At 53.3% G+C, this 19,842-nt stretch carries 20 protein-coding genes and 1 tRNA gene; 17 read left to right on the forward strand and 4 right to left on the reverse strand.

What is annotated here, in order from left to right; genetic code table 11:
* The first annotated feature begins 13 nt into the window (after positions 1–13).
* The 8 genes from B5G40_RS11325 (at position 14) to metK (ending at position 8,471) form a co-directional block, all read left to right on the forward strand.
* Positions 14–754: a phosphoadenosine phosphosulfate reductase gene (locus B5G40_RS11325; RefSeq protein ID WP_087399680.1), complete on the forward strand. Its 741-nt coding sequence runs from the start codon at positions 14–16 to the stop codon at positions 752–754.
* Complete coding sequence (locus tag B5G40_RS11330) at positions 741–1,022, forward strand: DUF4315 family protein (protein ID WP_087399681.1); 282 nt, start codon at positions 741–743, stop codon at positions 1,020–1,022. The genes B5G40_RS11325 and B5G40_RS11330 overlap by 14 nt, the downstream gene beginning before the upstream one ends.
* Positions 1,012–1,755 carry a DUF4366 domain-containing protein gene (locus B5G40_RS11335; RefSeq protein ID WP_087399682.1) on the forward strand — a complete coding sequence of 248 codons (744 nt, stop codon included), beginning with the start codon at positions 1,012–1,014 and terminating at the stop codon, positions 1,753–1,755. Before B5G40_RS11330 ends, B5G40_RS11335 begins: the two co-directional genes overlap by 11 nt.
* The gene (locus B5G40_RS11340) at positions 1,752–3,851 is read left to right on the forward strand and encodes a type IA DNA topoisomerase (RefSeq protein ID WP_087399683.1); all 2,100 of its coding nucleotides are present in this window, start codon (positions 1,752–1,754) and stop codon (positions 3,849–3,851) included. The genes B5G40_RS11335 and B5G40_RS11340 overlap by 4 nt, the downstream gene beginning before the upstream one ends.
* A complete protein-coding gene (locus tag B5G40_RS11345; protein WP_242959408.1) occupies positions 3,838–4,371 on the forward strand; it encodes a hypothetical protein in 534 nt (177 codons plus the stop codon). The genes B5G40_RS11340 and B5G40_RS11345 overlap by 14 nt, the downstream gene beginning before the upstream one ends.
* Positions 4,372–4,383: 12 nt before the next feature.
* Positions 4,384–6,237: an antirestriction protein ArdA gene (locus B5G40_RS11350; RefSeq protein WP_087399684.1), complete on the forward strand. Its 1,854-nt coding sequence runs from the start codon at positions 4,384–4,386 to the stop codon at positions 6,235–6,237.
* A 412-nt stretch (positions 6,238–6,649) separates the two neighbouring features.
* Entirely contained in the window at positions 6,650–7,447 is a 798-nt protein-coding gene (locus B5G40_RS11360) for a hypothetical protein (protein WP_087399686.1), read from the forward strand.
* Entirely contained in the window at positions 7,431–8,471 is a 1,041-nt protein-coding gene (metK, locus tag B5G40_RS11365; RefSeq protein WP_087399687.1) for a methionine adenosyltransferase, read from the forward strand. Before B5G40_RS11360 ends, metK begins: the two co-directional genes overlap by 17 nt.
* Positions 8,472–8,528: 57 nt before the next feature.
* Here the strand turns inward: metK and B5G40_RS11370 are convergent, their stop codons facing one another.
* From B5G40_RS11370 to B5G40_RS11380, 3 genes are all read right to left on the reverse strand, one after another.
* On the reverse strand, positions 8,529–9,872 hold the full coding sequence (locus tag B5G40_RS11370) for a relaxase/mobilization nuclease domain-containing protein (protein ID WP_087399688.1): 1,344 nt from the start codon (positions 9,870–9,872) through the stop codon (positions 8,529–8,531).
* The gene (mobC, locus tag B5G40_RS11375; RefSeq protein ID WP_087399689.1) at positions 9,833–10,162 is read right to left on the reverse strand and encodes a plasmid mobilization protein; all 330 of its coding nucleotides are present in this window, start codon (positions 10,160–10,162) and stop codon (positions 9,833–9,835) included. The genes B5G40_RS11370 and mobC overlap by 40 nt, the downstream gene beginning before the upstream one ends.
* A 249-nt stretch (positions 10,163–10,411) precedes the next feature.
* On the reverse strand, positions 10,412–10,771 hold the full coding sequence (locus tag B5G40_RS11380) for a helix-turn-helix transcriptional regulator (RefSeq protein WP_087399690.1): 360 nt from the start codon (positions 10,769–10,771) through the stop codon (positions 10,412–10,414).
* Between the two features lie 163 nt (positions 10,772–10,934).
* Between B5G40_RS11380 and B5G40_RS17360 the strand changes: the two genes are divergently transcribed.
* The 8 genes from B5G40_RS17360 (at position 10,935) to B5G40_RS11420 (ending at position 17,347) form a co-directional block, all read left to right on the forward strand.
* On the forward strand, positions 10,935–11,120 hold the full coding sequence (locus B5G40_RS17360; RefSeq protein ID WP_087399691.1) for a DNA-binding protein: 186 nt from the start codon (positions 10,935–10,937) through the stop codon (positions 11,118–11,120).
* A gap of 68 nt (positions 11,121–11,188) precedes the next feature.
* Entirely contained in the window at positions 11,189–11,854 is a 666-nt protein-coding gene (locus B5G40_RS11390; protein ID WP_087399692.1) for a response regulator transcription factor, read from the forward strand.
* Complete coding sequence (locus B5G40_RS11395; protein WP_087399693.1) at positions 11,838–13,298, forward strand: sensor histidine kinase; 1,461 nt, start codon at positions 11,838–11,840, stop codon at positions 13,296–13,298. Before B5G40_RS11390 ends, B5G40_RS11395 begins: the two co-directional genes overlap by 17 nt.
* A gap of 97 nt (positions 13,299–13,395) precedes the next feature.
* The gene (locus tag B5G40_RS11400) at positions 13,396–14,034 is read left to right on the forward strand and encodes a hypothetical protein (RefSeq protein ID WP_087399694.1); all 639 of its coding nucleotides are present in this window, start codon (positions 13,396–13,398) and stop codon (positions 14,032–14,034) included.
* A gap of 495 nt (positions 14,035–14,529) precedes the next feature.
* Complete coding sequence (locus tag B5G40_RS11405) at positions 14,530–14,964, forward strand: RNA polymerase sigma factor (RefSeq protein ID WP_087399695.1); 435 nt, start codon at positions 14,530–14,532, stop codon at positions 14,962–14,964.
* On the forward strand, positions 14,949–15,188 hold the full coding sequence (locus tag B5G40_RS11410; protein WP_087399696.1) for a helix-turn-helix domain-containing protein: 240 nt from the start codon (positions 14,949–14,951) through the stop codon (positions 15,186–15,188). Before B5G40_RS11405 ends, B5G40_RS11410 begins: the two co-directional genes overlap by 16 nt.
* Positions 15,189–15,725: 537 nt before the next feature.
* A complete protein-coding gene (locus tag B5G40_RS11415; RefSeq protein WP_003510854.1) occupies positions 15,726–15,932 on the forward strand; it encodes a helix-turn-helix domain-containing protein in 207 nt (68 codons plus the stop codon).
* A 20-nt stretch (positions 15,933–15,952) separates the two neighbouring features.
* Positions 15,953–17,347: a site-specific integrase gene (locus B5G40_RS11420; protein WP_206407234.1), complete on the forward strand. Its 1,395-nt coding sequence runs from the start codon at positions 15,953–15,955 to the stop codon at positions 17,345–17,347.
* Between the two features lie 186 nt (positions 17,348–17,533).
* Here B5G40_RS11420 and B5G40_RS11425 read toward each other — a convergent pair.
* A tRNA-Arg gene (locus B5G40_RS11425) sits at positions 17,534–17,610 on the reverse strand.
* A gap of 315 nt (positions 17,611–17,925) precedes the next feature.
* Between B5G40_RS11425 and typA the strand changes: the two genes are divergently transcribed.
* Positions 17,926–19,752, forward strand: coding sequence for a translational GTPase TypA (gene typA, locus B5G40_RS11435; protein ID WP_087272531.1), 1,827 nt, complete (start codon positions 17,926–17,928; stop codon positions 19,750–19,752).
* Positions 19,753–19,842 lie beyond the last annotated feature (90 nt).

Here is a 19,842-nt window from a genome sequence, read left to right on the forward strand (position 1 = left end):
GAGGTGATGAAGCATCAATATGGTTTCCTATGGGGGCGGCGCCAACAGCACCGCCCTTCTGATCGGGCTGCACCAGCACCGTATCCCGGTAGACCTGATTCTCTTTGCGGATACGGGGGCGGAGCATCCCCACACCTACGCCTATCTGGATGTGATGGACCGCTGGCTGAAGGACCACGGGATGCCGCCCATTACCAGAGTGTATAAGACCACCCGTGACGGAAAACGGCTGACGCTGGAGGATGAATGTCTGCAAAGTTGCAGCCTTCCGTCCATCGCCTACGGCTTCAAGCGGTGTTCCCTGAAACACAAGATCGGGCCGCAGGAAAAGTTCTGCAACCATTACCCGCCATGCCGCCGAACCTGGGAGGCGGGCAAGCGGGTAGTCAAATTCATCGGCTACGACGCAGGCGAGGGCTACCGCAGCGACAAGGTGCTGCTGGGAGACCTGGCCGACCGAAAATACAGCAAGTGGTATCCCCTGATGGAATGGGGATGGACACGGGACGATTGCATCCGGCAGATCGAGGCGGCAGGGCTGCCCCAGCCGGGAAAATCGTCCTGTTTTTTCTGCCCCAGCATGAGGGCGGAGGAAATCATCCGGCTTCGGGATCACCACCCGGATCTGTTCCGGCGTGCCATCATGCTGGAGGATAACGCCCGTCCCAATTTGAAAACAGTCCAGGGTCTGGGCCGCAACTACTCATGGAAAGAACGATTTGGAAAGGAGTTTTACACACATGGCAACGGTTGAGAAGATTCGCAAGGATATTGAAAAGACAAAGGAGAAGATCTCCGCCCAGCAGAAGCGCCTTCGGGAATTGGAGGCGCAGCTCACCGAGGAAGAAAACCTGGAGATCGTCCGCATGGTCAAGGCGGTGCGGATGGACAACAAGGAACTGACCGCCTTCCTGAAGGCCTACGCCAGCGGCCTCATCACCCTGCCGGAGGGCATGATGGAGGCGGAGGCGTCGGCTGACCCCGGCGAGAACGAGGTGGAGGACGCCGAGTATGAAGAATAAAAAGATCATCCGGCTGTTTACGGCGATGTTGGCCGTGGTACTTTGTACCACGGCTTTTGCGGTTCCGGCCTTCGCCGGTGGCGGAGAGGGAGAACCCTATTATACAGAAAACGCCGAGCCGGAAGTGACGGAGCCCGCCGAGGAGGAACCCGCAGAGGAGAGCACCGGGGGCATGGAGCCGGAGGGACAGCCGCTGACCCCGGAGGGCAACGCCACCCTGGTGGACGATTTCTACGGCGACAAGCAGCTCATCACGGTCACCACCAAGGCGGGCAACTATTTCTACATCCTGATCGACCGGGCAAACGAGGACGCGGAGACCGCCGTTCACTTTTTGAACCAGGTGGACGAGGCGGACCTTCTTGCCCTGATGGAGGATGGCGAGGCCCAGAAGGCACCGGCGGTCTGCACCTGTACGGAGAAATGCCAGGCCGGGGCGGTGAACACTTCCTGCGAGGTGTGCGCGGTGAATATGGCCGAGTGCGCCGGCGCGGAGCCGGAGCCCGAACCCGAACCGGAGGAGGAGAAGTCCGGGGGCATGGGCGCCCTGGCGCTGGTACTGGTGCTGGTGGTGCTGGGCGGCGGCGGAGCCTTCGCCTACAGCAAGTTCATCCGTCCCAAGCAGGCGTCCAAGGCCAGCGCGGACCCGGATGACTACGATTTTGCGGACGAGGAGGAATATATCAACGAGGATGAGCCTGAACCGGAGGAAGAAACGGAGGATACGAAATGAAGCTGGTGATCTGCGAGAAACCGAGTGTTGCAAAAGCCGTTGCGTCGGCTCTGGGTGTCACATCCAGGGCCGATGGCTGTTTTGAGGGGAATGGGCTCATCGTTTCCTGGTGCGTGGGGCATCTGGTGTCCCCGATGGACGCGGCTGGGTACGATCCCGGCTATAAGAAGTGGAAGTATGACGACCTTCCCATCCTGCCGGAGCCCTTCCGCTATGTGCTGGCGAAGGACAAGGAGGACGCCTTCCAGCACCTGAAACGCCTTATGGACCGGGAGGATGTCACCGAGCTGGTCAACGCCTGCGACGCCGGGCGGGAGGGCGAGCTCATCTTCCGGCTGGTCTATGAGATGGCGGGATGCCGGAAGCCCTTCTCCCGTCTGTGGATCTCCTCGATGGAGGACGCGGCGATCCGGGAGGGCTTCGCTGACCTGCGCCCCGGTGCGGAGTACGACCCGCTGTACCAGTCCGCCCTCTGCCGCCAGAAAGCGGACTGGCTCATCGGGATCAACGCCACAAGGCTTTTTTCGGTGCTGTATCACCGCACTCTGAATGTGGGGCGGGTGCAGACGCCCACCCTTGCCATGCTGGTGGACCGGGACAGCAAAATCACAATGTTCCGCAAAGAGAAGTACCACCATGTACGCCTGACCCTGGGCGGAGCCGAGGCGGTATCGGAGAAGATCGCCGCTCCGGAGGAGGCGGAGGCCCTGCGGGCGGCCTGTGCCGGTGCGGAGGCGGTCTGCGCTTCCGTCACCCGTGAACAGAAGAAAGAGGCGCCGCCCAAGCTCTACGACCTGACCACCTTGCAGCGGGAGGCAAACCGGGTGTTCGGCTACACGGCGAAGCAGACGCTGGACTACGCGCAATCCCTCTATGAGAAGAAGCTGCTGACCTATCCCCGGACGGACAGCCGATTTTTGACCTCTGACATGGCGGAGACCGCTTCGGCGGTCCTCCACCTGGCGGCCAAGCTGCCGCCCTTTGATGGATGCAAGGAGTTCTTCCCGGATGTGACTTTGCTGGTGAATGACAAGAAGGTGTCCGACCACCACGCCATCATCCCTACCCTGGAGCTGGAGAAGGCCAGTCTATCCGAACTGCCCGTGGGCGAGCGCAATATCCTTCTGCTGGTGTGCCGGGAGCTGCTGTGCGCGGTTGCGGAGCCCTTTGTGTACGAGACTGTCACAGCGGCCTTTACCTGCGGCGGGCAGGCTTTCACCGCCAAGGGCCGCCGTGTGCTGTCCCTGGGATGGAAGGACATTGACCGCATTTTCCGCGCCTCCCTGAAGGAGGAGCCGGAGGGCGAGGCGGAACCCGCCACCCTGCCGGATTTCACCGAGGGTCAACTTTTTGACCAGGTGGAGGCCGCTGTCACCGAGCACTTCACCACCCCACCCAAAGCCTATACGGAGGACACCCTCCTGGCGGCGATGGAGACTGCCGGGAAAGACGATATGCCGGAGGACGTCGAGCGCAAGGGCCTGGGCACTCCGGCCACCAGGGCGGCGATCCTGGAAAAGCTGGTGGCGGCCGGTTTTGTGGAGCGCAAGGGAAAAAGCGTCATCCCCACCAAGGCGGGGATCAACCTGGTTACGGTCCTGCCGGACACTTTGACCTCTCCCATGCTCACGGCGGAGTGGGAACAGAAACTGACCGCCATCGCCAGGGGCGAGGGAGACCCCGCCGCTTTCATGGCGGGGATCTCTGAAATGACGCGGGAGCTGGTAAAAACCTATTCCCATATCTCCGAGGAAGGTCAGAAACTGTTCGCCCCGGAGCGGGAGACCGTGGGCCTCTGCCCCCGCTGCGGCAAGCCGGTCTACGAGGGCAAAAAGAATTTTTACTGCTCCGACCGCTCCTGCCGCTTCGTGCTGTGGAAGGACGACCGTTTCTGGACCTCCCGCAAAAAGGAGCTGACAAAGAAGATGGCCGCCGACCTTTTGAAGAAGGGCCGCACCTCCGTCAGGGGGATGTGGTCTGAAAAGAAGGGCGCCGCTTATGACGCGGTGGTGGTGCTGGATGATACCGGAGAAAAGTATGTCCGCTTCAAACTGGAGTTTCCCAAGCGAAAGGAGGGTGTGAATGGCAAAAAGTAAATCGGATATTTCGCTGAACGATCTGAAAGCAATGCTCCCCCAGGAGGGGGAACCTGCGGAGCAGGAGGCAACGCTTCGGGCTCTGTCCTCCCTCTCCCCGGAGGATAGGGACCTCCTGGCCGCTGTGCAGGAGTCCCCCTTCCGGTTGACCACTTGGGAGCAGTTCCGAGAGTTTCCCGCCAACACGGAGTATTTCATCCTGGAGAACAACATCAGCAAAGTGGAGGATGTGGGCTGGCGCTATCTGGCGCAGCATTTGGACGTCCTTCTGCCCCCGGAGCTGCTGGATGCTATTGATCCCGTTCCCTTCGGCAACCACGCCATGCAGGAGGAACAGGGGTGCTTTACGAGCCGAGGCTATCTCACTCTCTCCGGCGATGAGTGGGAGCATGAGCGCCCCAAGGAGAAGCAGACGGAGAAAAAGCCCTCCATCAAGGAGCGGCTGGAGCAGAGCCGGAAAGAGTGTGCGGGTCAAAGCAAGGCGCAGCCCCATCGGGAAAAGTCTGCGCCGGAACTGTAAGGAGGTGTCGGTATGCCCCATTATGACTATGACAAAGATTATCCCTTTGCCGCCTTCATCACCAACCTGGGCAAGTACAACGAGGGCGCCCTTGTGGGTGAATGGGTGAAGTTTCCCACCACGGCGGAGGAACTGAAAAAGGTCTTTGAGCGCATCGGGATCGGCGCGAAGGACGACTTCGGGCAGACCTATGAGGAATGGTTCATCACGGACTACGACTGCTATGTGGACGGTCTCTATGACCTGCTGGGCGAGTATGCCAACCTGGACGAACTGAACTACCTGGCCTCCAAACTGGATGATATGAGCCAGGATGAATACGAGCGTTTCCAGGCGGCTATGGAGATCGGCGATCACACGGGCAGCATCCAGGAGCTTATCAACCTGACGGAGAACCTGGACTGCTACGATGTTTACCCCGACATCCACGACCACGACGATCTGGGCCGGTATTACATCGAGGAACTGGACGCTATGCAGGTGCCGGAGCATCTGCGCAATTACATCGACTATGAGGCATACGGACGGGACATCGCCCTGGAGGAAAGCGGTCAGTTCACCGACCTGGGCTATGTGCGGGACACCGGGGACAGCTTCCATGAGTATTACGATGGCGAGCGCGGCAGCATCCCGGAGGAATACCGGGTAATGACCTTCCAGGACGACATCCCCGAAGAAGAAATTTCGGAATGGGCCATGGACCTTGCCTACGATATGGACGAGTTTTTCCGGCAGAACGATCCGCAGTATGCCGCCGAGCACCCGGAGGAACACGCGGCGAAGGAAGAAATCTACGAAAATCTGATGGCCGGGCGTATCTCCGCCCTGGACGAGAAGCTGGCCGCCCTGGGACAGACCCAGGAGGACTATCTGCCTTCGGAGATCGAGAAGTTCAAGGACGCCACCGGCTATGAGGAATGTCTGGATGTGGACCCCCAGGCAATTCGGGAGGCAATCGAAAACCCGGATCAGTCCCATGTGGACGAGATGCTGGCCTTTGCGGAACAGGCAAACCGGGAATATGAGGCGGAGTTGTACGGCCAGCAAGCGGCGCCCACCCCGGACGACCGTGAGACCGGCGAAACGGTGCGGACCCCCAGGGGCACCTTCCATGTGACGGATATGAGCCGGGAACAGATGGAGGCGGCCGGATACGGTTTCCACCATGAGTCCGAGGACGGGAAGTATCTTATCATGGCCAACGGCAGCCGCGCCTTTGCCATCCCCAGCGGAGACACCCCCGAACATACCGCGCCGGAGAAGCTGACCGTCCTGGTGGTGGAGCCCATGAAGGAACCCTATGTGAAGGAGATCGACCCCGGCCTCCATGCGCTGCAAGCGGAGGTGGGCGGCGATATTGCCGCCTCCTATCCCTTTGACGATCCGGTGGGGCTGGTGTTGAACGACGAAGGCAAGCTCATCAGCCTGGACCTGAACCGTTCCCTCCGGGACGAGCATGGGGAGATTTACGACATTGTGGCTGGCACATTCCTGGTGGTGGGTCTCGGCGAGGAGTCCTTCACCTCTCTGCCCCCGGAACTGGCGCAGAAGTACATGGAGCACTTCAAGCAGCCGGAGCAGTTCATCAACCTGAACGGTCAGATTGTCGCCCTGCCGGTGGAGCAGGAAAACCCTCTCCGCACCGCTGAAATGACTCTGGAGGACGACTATGGGATGATCGACGGGATCATCAACAACGGCCGCCGTGGGGAGGAACTGGAGAAAGCCCAGGATGAGGCGCGCAGAACCACGCCGGAGAAAAAGCCCTCTATCCGGGAACGGCTGGAGGACGCAAAGCGGGAGTGCGGCGAGCGCAAGCCCCCGGACAAGGCTCATCAGAAGAAGCCCCCGGAGCATGACTTATGAGCCGGAGCAAGAAATGGCGTCTGGAATGGGCGTTCTTCCTGGGCGAGAACGGCAGGCGCCAGTATAACAAGCTATGCAAGGGCTGTGTCCATCCCTGCAAGCAGAGTTTCCGGGCGGTTCTTATCGCCTGCCCCCATTACCAGTCCGCACGCTCGAAAAAGTGTGCAGATAGGGGTTGAAAACGGGCTGAAAAATCGCCTGTGGCGGCTTTTCCGGGAGCCACCCTTATGATTTCCCATGTGGGTCTGCTCCTCCGATTTAAGGGGTTCGGAGAGGCTGTTTTGAACACTTTTCCATAGCAGAGCGGGAGCGCTGCCTTCGGTTTGGGCTGAGGGTGACGCTCCCGCTTCTTTTTGATTTCTTTACTTTTAAGAAAATGCATGGTAAAATTTTTCAAAAGAGGTGTGTGCTAATGCAAAAGCAAAGTGTTCAACGTTTTTTGCCTTACGAGACAGATTATGATCGATTGGGTATATGTAGGAAGATAGAAACCATTGGACTATGGATTATTAGTATATGTTCTGTTGCCCTGCCTGTTTTAGATTACTTTTCGGAAAATAATACGGTACATGGAATATATAATATAATTAACCTACTTTATTTTTTGATAATTGTTTTATACTATATACTAAATGTTTACTCTGAAACATTTTTGTATCCAGCTACTGCCCGCAAACGGAGAAAAGGATTTATTGATAATTCGTTAGGGTCAAAGTTTTTAGAAAAACCTGTTAAAGGATATTATACTAATGATCAACTATGCCAGGGCCCGTATAAAATGATTGTAAATTGTGCAGAAAATTGTTATTTTACCAAGAATATTGCTAAGGCCATGCTTCCACAAATAATTATAAAAAATGTTGTATGTGGGGTAGTATTCTTAATAATTGCTTATATTGGAATTAAAGATAATCTGATTGCTATTCCTATTTTACAGATTTTACTTTCAGGTTTGTTTTTTACGGAATTAGTACATCACATCAATTTTATCGGAAAATTGGAACAATTATTTGATCAATTCAAAGTGTTTTTTGCAAGTAAACCGGATGATAAACAACTACTCCAAGAAGCGGTGTTGTTCTTTTTAGACTATGAGACAATTTTAGCCTATAATAAAGCACCGCTAAGTGATTCTGTATATAAAAAGCTTAATAAACAACTATCAAGAGAATGGGAAGAGTTGAAGGAAAGATATGAAATATATCAATGATTCATACACTGTCGAAAGTGTATTATGTGGGCATCCAGATAAAATTTGCGATCAAATTAGTGATGGTCTTTTAGATTTGTATCTCGAAGCTGACAAAAGTGCTCATACTGCAATCGAGTGCCTCGGAACATCTGATACGCTTATCGTTGCTGGTGAAGTTAGTAGTTCGGCCAATATTAAAATTACGCAGAGTAGCCAACTATTATATCAACAAATAACAGGTTTTAAGCCCATTAAGGTGATTGACCTTATTTCTCAACAATCACCGCAATTAGAAACAGCTATAGAACATGGTGGCGCAGGTGACCAAGGTGTAATGTATGGGTATGCTTGTAGATCTAAATACAACTACTTGCCGTATGGTTACTGGTTAGTTAACACCATAGCCAAAAGGCTGGATTCATATCGTAAGGAAACAAGCGCTTTCCTACCAGATGGGAAAATCCAAGCTGTACTTTGCGGGAATAATGTGGAAAAACTCACTGTAAATGTGCAACATAAATCCGATGCGGATTTGGAAAGTTTAAGAACTCGCATTAAAAATGAAGTGCTTTATGATATAGATGCCGCAAATATAGAAATTGATGAAGATACAGGGTTTATCCGTGGGGGATTTGAGAATGATACCGGCCTAACAGGACGAAAAATAATGGTTGACACTTATGGCGGACTGGTTCCACATGGCGGGGGAGCTTTTTCTGGAAAAGACCCTTCAAAGGTTGACCGTAGTGCTGCATATATGTGTAGATTTGTTGCAAAGAATATTGTTGCAAATGGATATGCACAAGAATGTTGTGTTTCTGTATCTTATAATTTCGGACAAGAACATCCTGCTATGCTACATATGATTGTGGACGGAGTATATTCACCCGCTGCTATGGAAATAGTCAAAGTGAATTTTGATTTTCGTCCGCAAGCAATAATAGAACGTTTGGATTTGAAGAACATGAAGTATATGCAAACTGCGACATACGGGCACTTTACTAATCCGAATTATCCTTGGGAAAAAATTATAACTATATAGTTGTAAGAGGGGCGGAATAAGAGCCGCCCTTTTGCTATGCTTAAAACGTTTTTGGCTTTATTCCAGTTCGTTGCCCCTTTGCAATTTAGCCTCTCTTGGCTTTTCCAGCAGGGCCTCCACGTTCTGGCGAAGGGTGTCATACTCCCGTTCCTCCCGCTGAGCTTTTCGATATTCCGATTGCAGGGCGATCCTTCTGGCGGTGAGTTCATCCATTTCGGCCCGGAGCCGTTGGGCGGCAGGCAAGGGTACGGCGTCCAGGCGTTTCAGTTCCCTTGCCGCCGCCTCGAACAGGATGATCTCACTCTCATGCCCCCGGAGGAATTTCTCCTTGTCCCTGGACTGGCGGTATTGGTCATACAGGGGGCGGAGCTGGCGATAGGTGGCAGCGTGCTTCATAGTGAGGGTCAGCCGCTCCATTTCCTTTTCGGCGGTTCGGAGATCCGCCTTTATCCTGGCGGTGGCGGCTGCCGCCCCATCGCACCGCTCGGACAATTCCTCCAAACTTCCAATGCCATGCTCCGTCAGGAAGTTCAGCGTTTCCGCTGCCCGTTTTAGGTTCTCAATAGTTGCCCAATGTTTGTAACCGGCACTCTGCTGGGCTTTGATATTGTTCTGGATGTCAATGAGCAGACTGGGCCTCCCGGTGCGCTGTTTCGGCTGGCGGGAAGGACCTGGCCTGCCGGCGATCCGGGCGGTCAGAGCTTCCTCCGCATAGTCCGCACCCAGGGTTTTCAACCGGGTGAACCGCTCCTGACCCGGAGCCCTGGCGGATATGTACTTGCCCCGTTTCAGTTCGTACCCTTCCCGCTGGAGGCGGCGGAGCAGATCCTCCAAATCGATACAGCCGGGCAGCAGCCGGTCGATGGCGGAGCGGAGCTTCGCCTTGTAGCTGGTGCCGCTCTGTTCCGCCTGATGCTCAATGTAGCTCTTGCCCTTATCCCGGCCAGGGACGATGACGGACAAGCCGTGTTCTTTGCACAGCCGGTCGCTGGCCCGGCGTATCTCGTGATAGCTGCGCTTGTTGGAATGGTAATGCTTGTGATCGGTGAAGCTGACCGCATTGAAAATCAGGTGATTATGGACGTGATCCTTGTCAATGTGAGTGGTGAGGACAAATTCATATTTGCCGCCCAGGACCTCCCATGCCAGTTCCATGCCGATCCGGTGGGCTTCCTCTGGCGTGACCTCCCCAGGCCCAAAGGCTTGGATCAGGTGGCGGCCCAGGTGCGTGCCCTTGTCAATGGCATGGCGGCGTGTCCATTCAAATTCAATGTCGGCGGTCTCGGCGGCGCAGCCGAAGGAGGACACCAGCAGTTTCCCGTCCGTCTTGTCGGGGTTGCAGATATAGTCAATCGCCGCTTTCAGCGTTGACTTAATAGGATGCGTCTTTGTAACTGCCATATCTGATCCAGCCTTTCCCGGATTTCCTCCATATCGGCCTGATAGGTGGGGCCTCCGGCGTTGACCCGCTTGGCGATCTGATTGATGTTCCGGCCAATGGCGGACAGAAGTTTGTTCATCTCCTTAATGTCCTTGGTGTCCACCTGGATGATATATCCGTCAATCGCCATCTTCCGCAGGTAGGCACCGATCCGCTTTGTCTGGAGCTGGGCCATCTTCTGTTCCATCAGTTCCTTTTCCTCGGCGGTCACATAGAACTTCACCTGGATATTTCGTTTTCGGTTTGCCATCGTGGTATCTCGCCTCTTTTCGTATCAGGGTTTGGGATGTTCCCAACAAGCATTTTTCGGGTTTAGGGGGAGGGTTCCCTAAAGCCAAAAATCGCAAGCGGGTACTCGCTTGCTGTGCTTGCTATCGTTACCCTTTTCGTACCTTAGTAATACGGAAACGGAAGATTTGGCTACCTCCTGGAAAGAAAAAACGCCATAAACTTATCGTTTATAGCGTCTGACAGTTCCTATACAGTCGTACCGGGAACACTATTCCTCACCGTCCGTCCTTGCGTCCAAAATGGCCTGCGCGGTGGCAATGAGAATTTGTATCTCCTTGTCGGTCAGCTCTTTCACTAAGGCGTCAAGCTGACGGCATGCGGTGGACTTTCCGCTCCCTGTATTCCCAAAAAGGATTTGGTCCACGGAAATATGATAACGGGACATGAGTTCCAAAAAGATTTGGACGCTCGGATGCTGCCCCTTGTTCTCAATATTTGCAAGATAGCGGGGGGACAGGTACATCTCGTCTCCGACTTTGTTGCGAGACTCCTTGTGCCCTTTCCTCGCTAATTTGATTGCCGCTCCATAAGGGCGGAAGTCGATTTTCTCTACCGGCCTTTTTGCCATATTTATTCACCCAATTACATTTTACTGTTCACCTTTCTTTCTGAATATGTCTATATAGTTCCTTTGCATAGCCAATATAATTCATATTATGATGTTGATATTGTTCGTTTGACCGTATATAATATATCATAAAAGATTTTAAGTAGAAGGGACAGGTGCGAACATGGACTATATATCTTGCGCTGAAGCGGCAACAAAATGGAGCATTTCCGAAAGGCGGGTGCAGAAACTTTGCGAGGGTGGCCGTATACCCGGCGCAATGAAGTTTAGTCGCATTTGGCTGATACCCAAAGGAGCAGAAAAACCCGTAGACGGAAGATTGAAAACAGAGCAAAGGATTAGTGACTAAAACAGATATTTTATCTCTCCATAAAAAATCCATCAAATAGTGATATACTCACTCGAGGAGGCGGATTTATGCAAAGAATATTAGTTGTTGAAGATGACATCGAAATTCAAGATATGCTAAGAAATTATCTTACGGATGCTGGTTATGAAGTCGTGATTGCCGAAGATGGTGTAACCGGGATTGCAAAGTTTGACGATACGATTAACCTTGTATTGCTGGATATTATGCTCCCTAAGATTGACGGCTATGGGGTATGTGAGGTCATTCGTCAAAGATCGCAAGTCCCTATTATTATGCTTACGGCTCTGTCGGACGAAGAAAATCAAATCAAAGGGTTTGAACAGCAGATTGATGACTATATTCCCAAGCCGTTCTCTCCCAAAATTCTGCTCTACAAAATCGCCGCCATTTTTCGTCGCGGGTCATCCGACACACAAAAACAAATGTCGATTGTCTATAAAGATTTGTGTATGGATATTGATGGGTTCCATTTATATCACAAAGGAAAAGAAATTGTATTAACGCAAAAGGAATTTTCATTACTCCGGCTCATGCTCGAAAACCAGGGAAAAGTTTTTACCAGACAAATGCTGCTTGATCGTCTGTGGGACAGTGAAACATTTGTAGAGGATCGAATTGTAGACAGTCACATTAAGAATATCAGAAAAAAGTTGGATGCTGACTATATAGAAACAATTAGAGGGGTGGGATATAGAATTGATAAAGAAAATTAAAAAGAAGTTATCTGTCAAGATATTTCTTATTACTTTTTTGCTTTTAGGGGTAGCTTGTAGTGGGACATACCTTTGTGTTTCTAAGCTGCTGCCCAGGACATACTCAAACACGATAAATCAAAATACAGAAAATGCCGCTATTCAACTTGTAGACCACCTGGAAAGTTATAGCGATATTTCTGATTGTGAAGATGCTTTATCTGACTTTTCAAAGAGCGCGAACGCTACATTTTGGATAGAGGATGAAAATGGTAATATCGTCTTTCCCTCTGGTACAACGACGGAAACTGAAACTGTTGATAGGGATACTGCTATTACTTATGATGAAAATATGCCGTATATTGATGCCGTCCCATCTGGTGAAACGTCAACAAATTTTTATCCATTTACTTTGGTAAGCGGGAAAAATTATACACTGGCTGTTCAAGTGGATCTATTTGCGGTACGGCAGACAACAGAAATTTTGAAGGCTATTTTTCCGTATGTCATTTTAATGGTCTTTTTGCTATCGCTTTTATGTGCTGGCCTCTATGCAAGATACATTACTCGCCCCATCGTGCGGTTAAGCAAAATCTCAAAGCAGATGGCCGACTTAGATTTTTCTGGTCAATGCAAAGAGGGGCGTGATGACGAGTTAGGGAGTTTGGCACATAATCTCAATTCGCTGTCGTCCTCCCTATCAACTGCCTTAAAAGAGCTTCAGATTGCCAACCAGCAACTTCGGACAGATATAGAAAAAGAACAGGAACTGGAACGCCAACGGGTGGACTTCTTTTCAGCGGCATCCCATGAGCTAAAAACACCCTTGACGATCTTGAAAGGTCATCTCATGGGGATGCTCAACAAGGTTAAGGGATATGAAAATCATGAGGAATATATGGAGCGTTCACTTGCCGTTGTCGATAAAATGGAAGCATTGGTAAAAGAATTGCTGTATGTTTCTAAAGCAGACGGAAAGCAAAAGGCTGAAAGCAAACTGGTTGATTTCGCAGAATTGATGCGAGTACAGATGGCCGGTGTAACAGATTTGCTATCCCAAAAGGAGCAACGTCTTGAGGTAGATATTCCTGACAAACTTTTATGTGAGCTGGAACCGGCGCAGATGGAGCGAGCCATCCAGAACATTTTGGTAAATGCAATTCGGTATTCTCCAAACGGCGAATTGATCCGCGTATCTTTGGCAAAAGCAAACGATACCATTTACTGTGAAATTGAAAATACAGGTGTCCATATTCCAGAGGATACGATTTCCCATTTGTTTGAGGCATTTTACAGGGCTGATACTTCCCGCAACCGTAATACTGGTGGGACAGGCTTAGGTCTTTATATTGTTCGCAAAATTATGGAATTGCACCAAGCTAAGTATGGTATCAAAAATTCAAGCAGAGGCGTACTATTTTGGCTTGAAATGTCCTCAAAAAGAAGTGCTGACAACTCCATCTAAAATCCATATTCCTTGCAAACTATATCCAAGTCATTCTGTTATATTATAGTCGTCCTCCAAAGGACGGCTATAATTTTTTGAAAGCGAGGTTTTATCAATGAACAGCAGAAAATTGCTGGCGGTAAGCCTATGTGGGGCTTTGTGCTTGAGCCTTGCAGGTTTTACCTATGCCAGCGCACAGGCCGCCGATACGCCTAAAACATCGGCGGAAGAAACGGCGCAAACGTCAAGCACCGACATCCTTTTCAACGATGCCGATGGCATTAGCACCGATGGCGAAAATTGGGTTGCCGAAGCGGACTATGAGAAAAATAACCCAGCGCCGGATGTTGAATGGTGGACGGCAGAGGAGTATGAAAAGTGGATTGCCGAACAAAGGAAAGAACTGGAGGCGCTGATCGGCACAGGCGATGGCTGGTATGATGGACAGGGCGTTTTCCATGAATGGACACAGGAAAGCGTGGAAGCCACCATTGCCGAATATCAAGAAACACTTGAAAGCATCAAAAATGGAGTTCTATATTCCAAAGATAACGGCGAGGGAGACACCTACTCCATGATCCCCCCCTCCGAGGATGTGGTATCTGAATATAGCGTCGATGTTACCAAGGAGAATGGCGAGTCCGTCCACATCGGCAATTATGCATCTGACGAAGAACTGAATAAGGCCCTCAATGATGCGGTTGACAACGGGCAAATCACCCAGGCTGATGCTGATGCGGCTCATCAACAGTAAATAAGATTGAACCTGCCGGACGACGGCAAAAGAAAAAAAGCCGTCGTCCAGCAGACAATAATCACGCCTTTGTCCCACCCTTACGGCGGCTTTGAACAAATCAAGGCCGCCGCTCTTTTTTTCCTTTAGAGGAATGACGACCACACGCTAAAGATTATGGCGGCTTTAGGAGGGGCCGCCGTGAGGCAAAAAACATTTCGACAAAATAAGACAATAACCGCACCATCAAAAAAAGCCCGGCTACTACCGGGGCACATTCTACTCGCGAGTATGAACTGTGTGATTACATAAAAGCGTTTAATAGTTCATTGGCGCCTGTCTGTGTTTTTCAGACAGGCGCTTTTTGCTGTTTATGCGAGCCTCCACCATACGGCGGAGCCTTTCATAAAAATTTTCTTCCTTTCGCGGTTGCCAAAATCGCAAACCTTGCATTACTGAGGCGAAAGGGAGGAGATCACCACCCCGCACCCGTGCGGCGCGAAGGGAGGTGAGAAAATGAAAGACTCCTATGAGCAGCGTATTCAAAATCAGTTTGGCGCTTTCTGTGTCAGAGTTTTGAAGAATGAGGCCCGGTACATCCAGCGCGAGCTTGCCAGTCTCCAATCCCAGGAAAAATCCTTTGGAGAGCTGACCGCCTCTGAGCTGGAACAGACCGCCGTGTGGGACAAGCACTTTATGGGCGAGCATGTCTTTGAAGTGCTGGGACTTCCGGTAGTCGTTGCCGGCGATCTTCTGGCTGACGCCTTGGCGCAGCTGCCGGAGGGCAAGCGGGATGTGATCCTGCTGTCCTACTTCCTGGGTATGACGGACCGTGAGATCAGCGAGAAACTGAACATCGTCCATCAGACCGTATCCAAGCGGCGGCTCGTTACACTGAAAGAATTGCGCGAGTATCTGATGAAGGAGGGATTTGAATGGCCGGACAAGTGAAGCCGATCCCGGTGCCGGTGATCCTGGCAGCCGTGAACGGTGACGAGAACGCCCTTGCCGCCGTGGTCGCTCACTATCAGAAGTACATCCGGGCTCTTGCCACCAGGCCTGTGAAGGACGAGTATGGGAACGAGTACCTGTATGTGGATGAAGATATGCGGCTCAGGCTGGAAACGAAGCTGATCCATAGCATCGTAACAGGTTTCAAGGTACTGCCGGTCTAAAATCGTCCGGGGCAAGTTTCACGGCTCCCTTTCCTTGCCCCGGCGATCCGACAGCCAAGACGAAAGTTCCTTGACAAAGAAAGCCCGGCGGGAGGCCTCCGGCGCAGCATAAGGCAGACGGATACGATCTGTCTGCGTGGAGCCGGTCGGCCAGTGCGCCATGACCCTGTTGCAAGTCCGCAGGACGGGACCCCTGCCAAACAGGTGGGCGACAAAACCGGGCAGTAAAACAGGTGTGGCAGCCTGTGGGCGATGATATGCAGGCAGGATAATGAGACTCGCGCATTGGACGCCCGCAAAGCATCGTGCGCCGCACCCATCAGTATGGGCCGGGGTGAAATTCCCGTGGAGCTGTGCCAGCAGCCATCCGTTTTCTGCCTCTTTCTTTTTAAGCAAATCCTGTTGCTTTAAGTTTATGGATAGTTCGTAAACTTTTTGATTAGCAGCAGACAAACCCGGAATGGCGCGTTAAAATGAGGATAGGCAAATTATGACCTTCCTTCTACGCGCCGTTCTTGTTTTAGAAAGGGGGTTGCCATGTCACAAGCATGGAACGGTACGAAGAAGGAGTCCCCGGAACGAAGAACCTATACGGTAGAGGACATTACTCAAATCCTGGGTATTGGCCGCACATCCGCTTACCTTCTCGTGAAGGAAGGACACTTCAAGATCGTACGAATTGGCAACGCCATACGCATTTCCAAGCGGTCATTCGATGAGTGGCTGGAGTCGCTCGACCTATGACTTAGAAAGGAAGTATCGCTATGGCATCGATCATCAAACGGAAAAAGAATTATTCCATCGTTTACAACTATACGGATGAGAACGGTGAGACCCGGCAGAAATGGGAGACCCGCACCTCTTATCAGGACGCATTGAAGCGCAAGGCGGAGGTGGAGAATCAGCAGTTCACGGGGACCTTCCTTCCGCCCAGCAATCAGACCATCGCAGAATTTCTTTTGGATTTTGTTTCTCTCTATGGGGAAAAGAAATGGGGCGTGTCCATGTATGACAGCCAGAACTCGCTGATTTCCAACTACATCAACCCCATCATTGGGGATTTGAAGGTGCAGGAGGTCACGCCGCGGGTGGTGGACAAATACATTCAGACCTTGCAGAAAACCCCGGCAGTGAATACCAGAACCCATCACGCAAAGACGGACCTGGTCACCAACGCCACCATCGAGAAGATTATCAAACTCCTGCGCTGCGCCTTCAAGCAGGCGGTACGGTGGGAGCTGATCGCCAAGAACCCCTTTGAAAATGTGATCCTGCCCAAGACGGAGTACAAGAAGCGGGAGATCTGGACCGCCGATATGATCCGCACCGCTTTGGACCAGTGTACGGACAGCAAGCTCTATGTAGCGATGAATCTGTCCTTTGCCTGTTCTCTGCGCATGGGCGAGATCCTGGGACTGACCTGGAACAATGTCCACATCTCCGATGACGATATTGCCGATGACAACGCCTATGTTTTCATCGACAAGGAGCTGGCGCGGGCCTCCAAGCGGGCCATTGAGATGCTGGGGCAGAAGGATGTCTACCACATCTTTACGCCGTTGTTTCCCAACACCAGCACCAGGGTGATTCTGAAAAAGCCCAAGACGGATTCCAGTATCCGCAAGGTGTGGCTGCCCAAGACGCTGGCCTACATCCTGCGGGAATGGAAGAAAGCCCAGGATGAGCTGCGGGGCTTTCTCGGTGACAAGTATCAGGATTATGACCTGGTAGTGGCGCTGCCCAACGGACGCCCCTGCGAGGACCGCATCATCCTGAAGGAGTTTGAGAAGCTGCGGGAGAAGGCAGGGCTGCCCAGGGTGGTCTTTCATTCCCTCCGTCATTCCAGCACCACCTACAAGCTGAAACTGAACCACGGCGACCTGAAGGCCACCCAAGGCGACACGGGCCATGCGGAGATTGACATGATTACCAGCGTGTATGCCCATATCCTGGACGAGGACCGCAAGATCAACGCCCAGAAGTTTGAGAGCGCCTTCTACGCAAATCCCAACCTGCGCGCGGTCCGTCCCCCAGAGGAGCCGAAGGAACCGGCACCGGCGACGCTTGACCTAGAGGCCCTGGTGGAACAGCTCCGGCAGTCGCCGGAACTGGCAAATACCCTGGCTGCGCTGCTCTCGGCGGCACCAGGCGGCAGGTAAGTCCGAAAACTCCAATTAGCAAAGATGGGATTTTTCTTAGCAGGAACGTGGAAATTGTTCGTTTCTTCTTAGCAGGATATACATTGCAGCGCATAAAATTCTCCCGGTCCCAAACGAGCAAGAGACCGGGAGAAGCAAAATAAAAAACGCTGCAAACCAGCGAAAAATGGCTTGCAGCGGTGTTTTTGGCGTCCCAGACACGACTCGAACGTGCGACCCCGGGCTTAGGAGGCTCGTGCTCTATCCAACTGAGCTACTGGGACATATATCAAAAATATTCAATTTTCCTCCGCCCACGGACTCGAACGAACTGCCGCTTAGGAGGCGGTCGCTCTATCCTGCTGAGCTACAGGCGCATCTAACTTTGTCAGCGGAACAAAAATCCGCCTATGCCGCATTATTGTAACCCAATTTCCGGGCGGTGTCAACGCTGAGGGCGGGAAAGATGCGGGTTTTTGTTGGTTTTTTTGCGGAAAGCTGTTGCATGGCCCGTAAGGTATGCAGTATAATTAAGAGTCGAGCTGATTATGATCTTATGCGGCGGAGGATGGACGCCCCGCCGCTGAAGGAGAAGGAATATGCAGAACGAGAAATTACGCAACGTAGCCATCATCGCCCACGTCGACCATGGCAAGACCACCCTGGTGGACGAAATGCTCAAGCAGGGCGGCATCTACCGTGAGAACCAGGCCACGGTGGAGCGCGTCATGGACTCCAACGACCTGGAGCGTGAGCGCGGCATCACCATTCTGGCCAAGAACACCGCTGTCCACTACAAGGACGTGAAGATCAACATCGTGGACACCCCGGGCCACGCCGACTTCGGCGGCGAGGTGGAGCGTATCCTGAAGATGGTCAACGGCGTCATCCTGCTGGTGGACGCCGCTGAGGGCCCCATGCCCCAGACCCGCTTCGTGCTGTCCAAGGCCCTGGAGCTGGGCCACAAGGTCATCGTGGTGGTCAACAAGATCGACCGCCCCGACCAGCGCATCCACGAGGTCATGGACGAGGTGCTGGAGCTGCTGCTGGACCTGAACGCCACCGACGAGCAGTTTGAGTCCCCCACCCTGTTCTGCTCCGGCCGTCAGGGCACCGCCTCCTACTCCCCCGACCAGCCCGGTACCGACCTGGTGCCCCTGTTCGAGACCATCGTCAACTATATCCCCGCCCCCGAGGCCGATGTGGACGCTCCCTTCCAGATGCTGGTGTCCTCCATCGACTACAACGAGTTCGTGGGCCGGATCGCCATTGGCCGCATTGAGCGGGGCACCGTGAAGCAGAACCAGGAGATCGTGGTGTGCAACTACCACGACCCCGACGCCGTTCCCAAGAAGGCCAAGGCCACCGCTCTGTACCAGTTTGACGGTCTGGGCAAGGTGCCCGTCACCGAGGCCGACGCCGGCAACATCATCGCCATGAGCGGCATCGGCGAGATCACCATCGGCGACACCATCTGCGCCCCCGACGCAGTGGAGCCCATCGAGTTCGTCAAGATCTCCGCCCCCACCATCGAGATGACCTTCTCCGTCAACGACTCCCCCTTCGCCGGCAAGGAGGGCAAGTTCGTCACCTCCCGCCAGCTGCGTGAGCGTCTGTTCCGGGAGACCATGAAGGACGTGTCCCTGCGGGTCACCGAGACCGACTCCACCGACGCCTTCAACGTGGCCGGCCGCGGCGAGATGAGCCTGTCCATCCTCATCGAGACCATGCGCCGTGAGGGTTACGAGTTCCAGGTGTCTCCCCCCCGTGTGCTCTTCCAGGAGATCGACGGCAAGAAGTGCGAGCCCATCGAGCGCCTGGTGGTGGACGTGCCCTCCGACAGCGTGGGCGCCGTCATCGAGAAAATCGGCTCCCGCAAGGGCGACCTGCTGGAGATGACCCCCGTGGGCGAGCGTATGAAGATCGAGTTCCTGGTGCCCTCCCGCGGCCTGTTCGGCTACCGCAACGAGTTCCTCACCGACACCAAGGGCGAGGGCATCATGGCCTCCGTCTTTGAGTGCTACGCCCCCATGAAGGGCGAGATCCAGCGCCGCAACTCCGGCTCTCTGGTGTCCTTCGAGACCGGCGAGAGCGTGACCTACGGCCTGTTCAACGCCCAGGAGCGCGGCGTGCTCTTCATCGGCGCCGGCGTGCCCGTCTATGCCGGCATGGTGGTGGGCGAGACCCCCAAGCAGGAGGACATCAGCGTCAACGTCTGCAAGAAGAAGCAGCTGACCAATATGCGTGCCTCCGGCTCTGACGACGCCCTGCGCCTCACTCCCCCCCGCCAGATGTCTCTGGAGCAGTGTCTGGAGTTCCTGGCCGACGACGAGCTGCTGGAGGTCACCCCCCAGTCCCTGCGTCTGCGTAAGCGCCTGCTGGACCATGCGGCCCGGATGCGCGAGGCCTCCAAGAAAAAGGCCTGATCATAAGAACAACACCGCCCCCGGCGTGCCGGGGGCGGTGTTTTATGCTAAATACAACAGGCCCCGGAACCGCAGGGTTCCGGGGCCTGT

The sequence above is a fragment of the Flavonifractor sp. An9 genome, assembly GCF_002161245.1.
In the GTDB taxonomy this organism is placed as follows: Bacteria; Bacillota; Clostridia; order Oscillospirales; family Oscillospiraceae; genus Flavonifractor; species Flavonifractor avicola.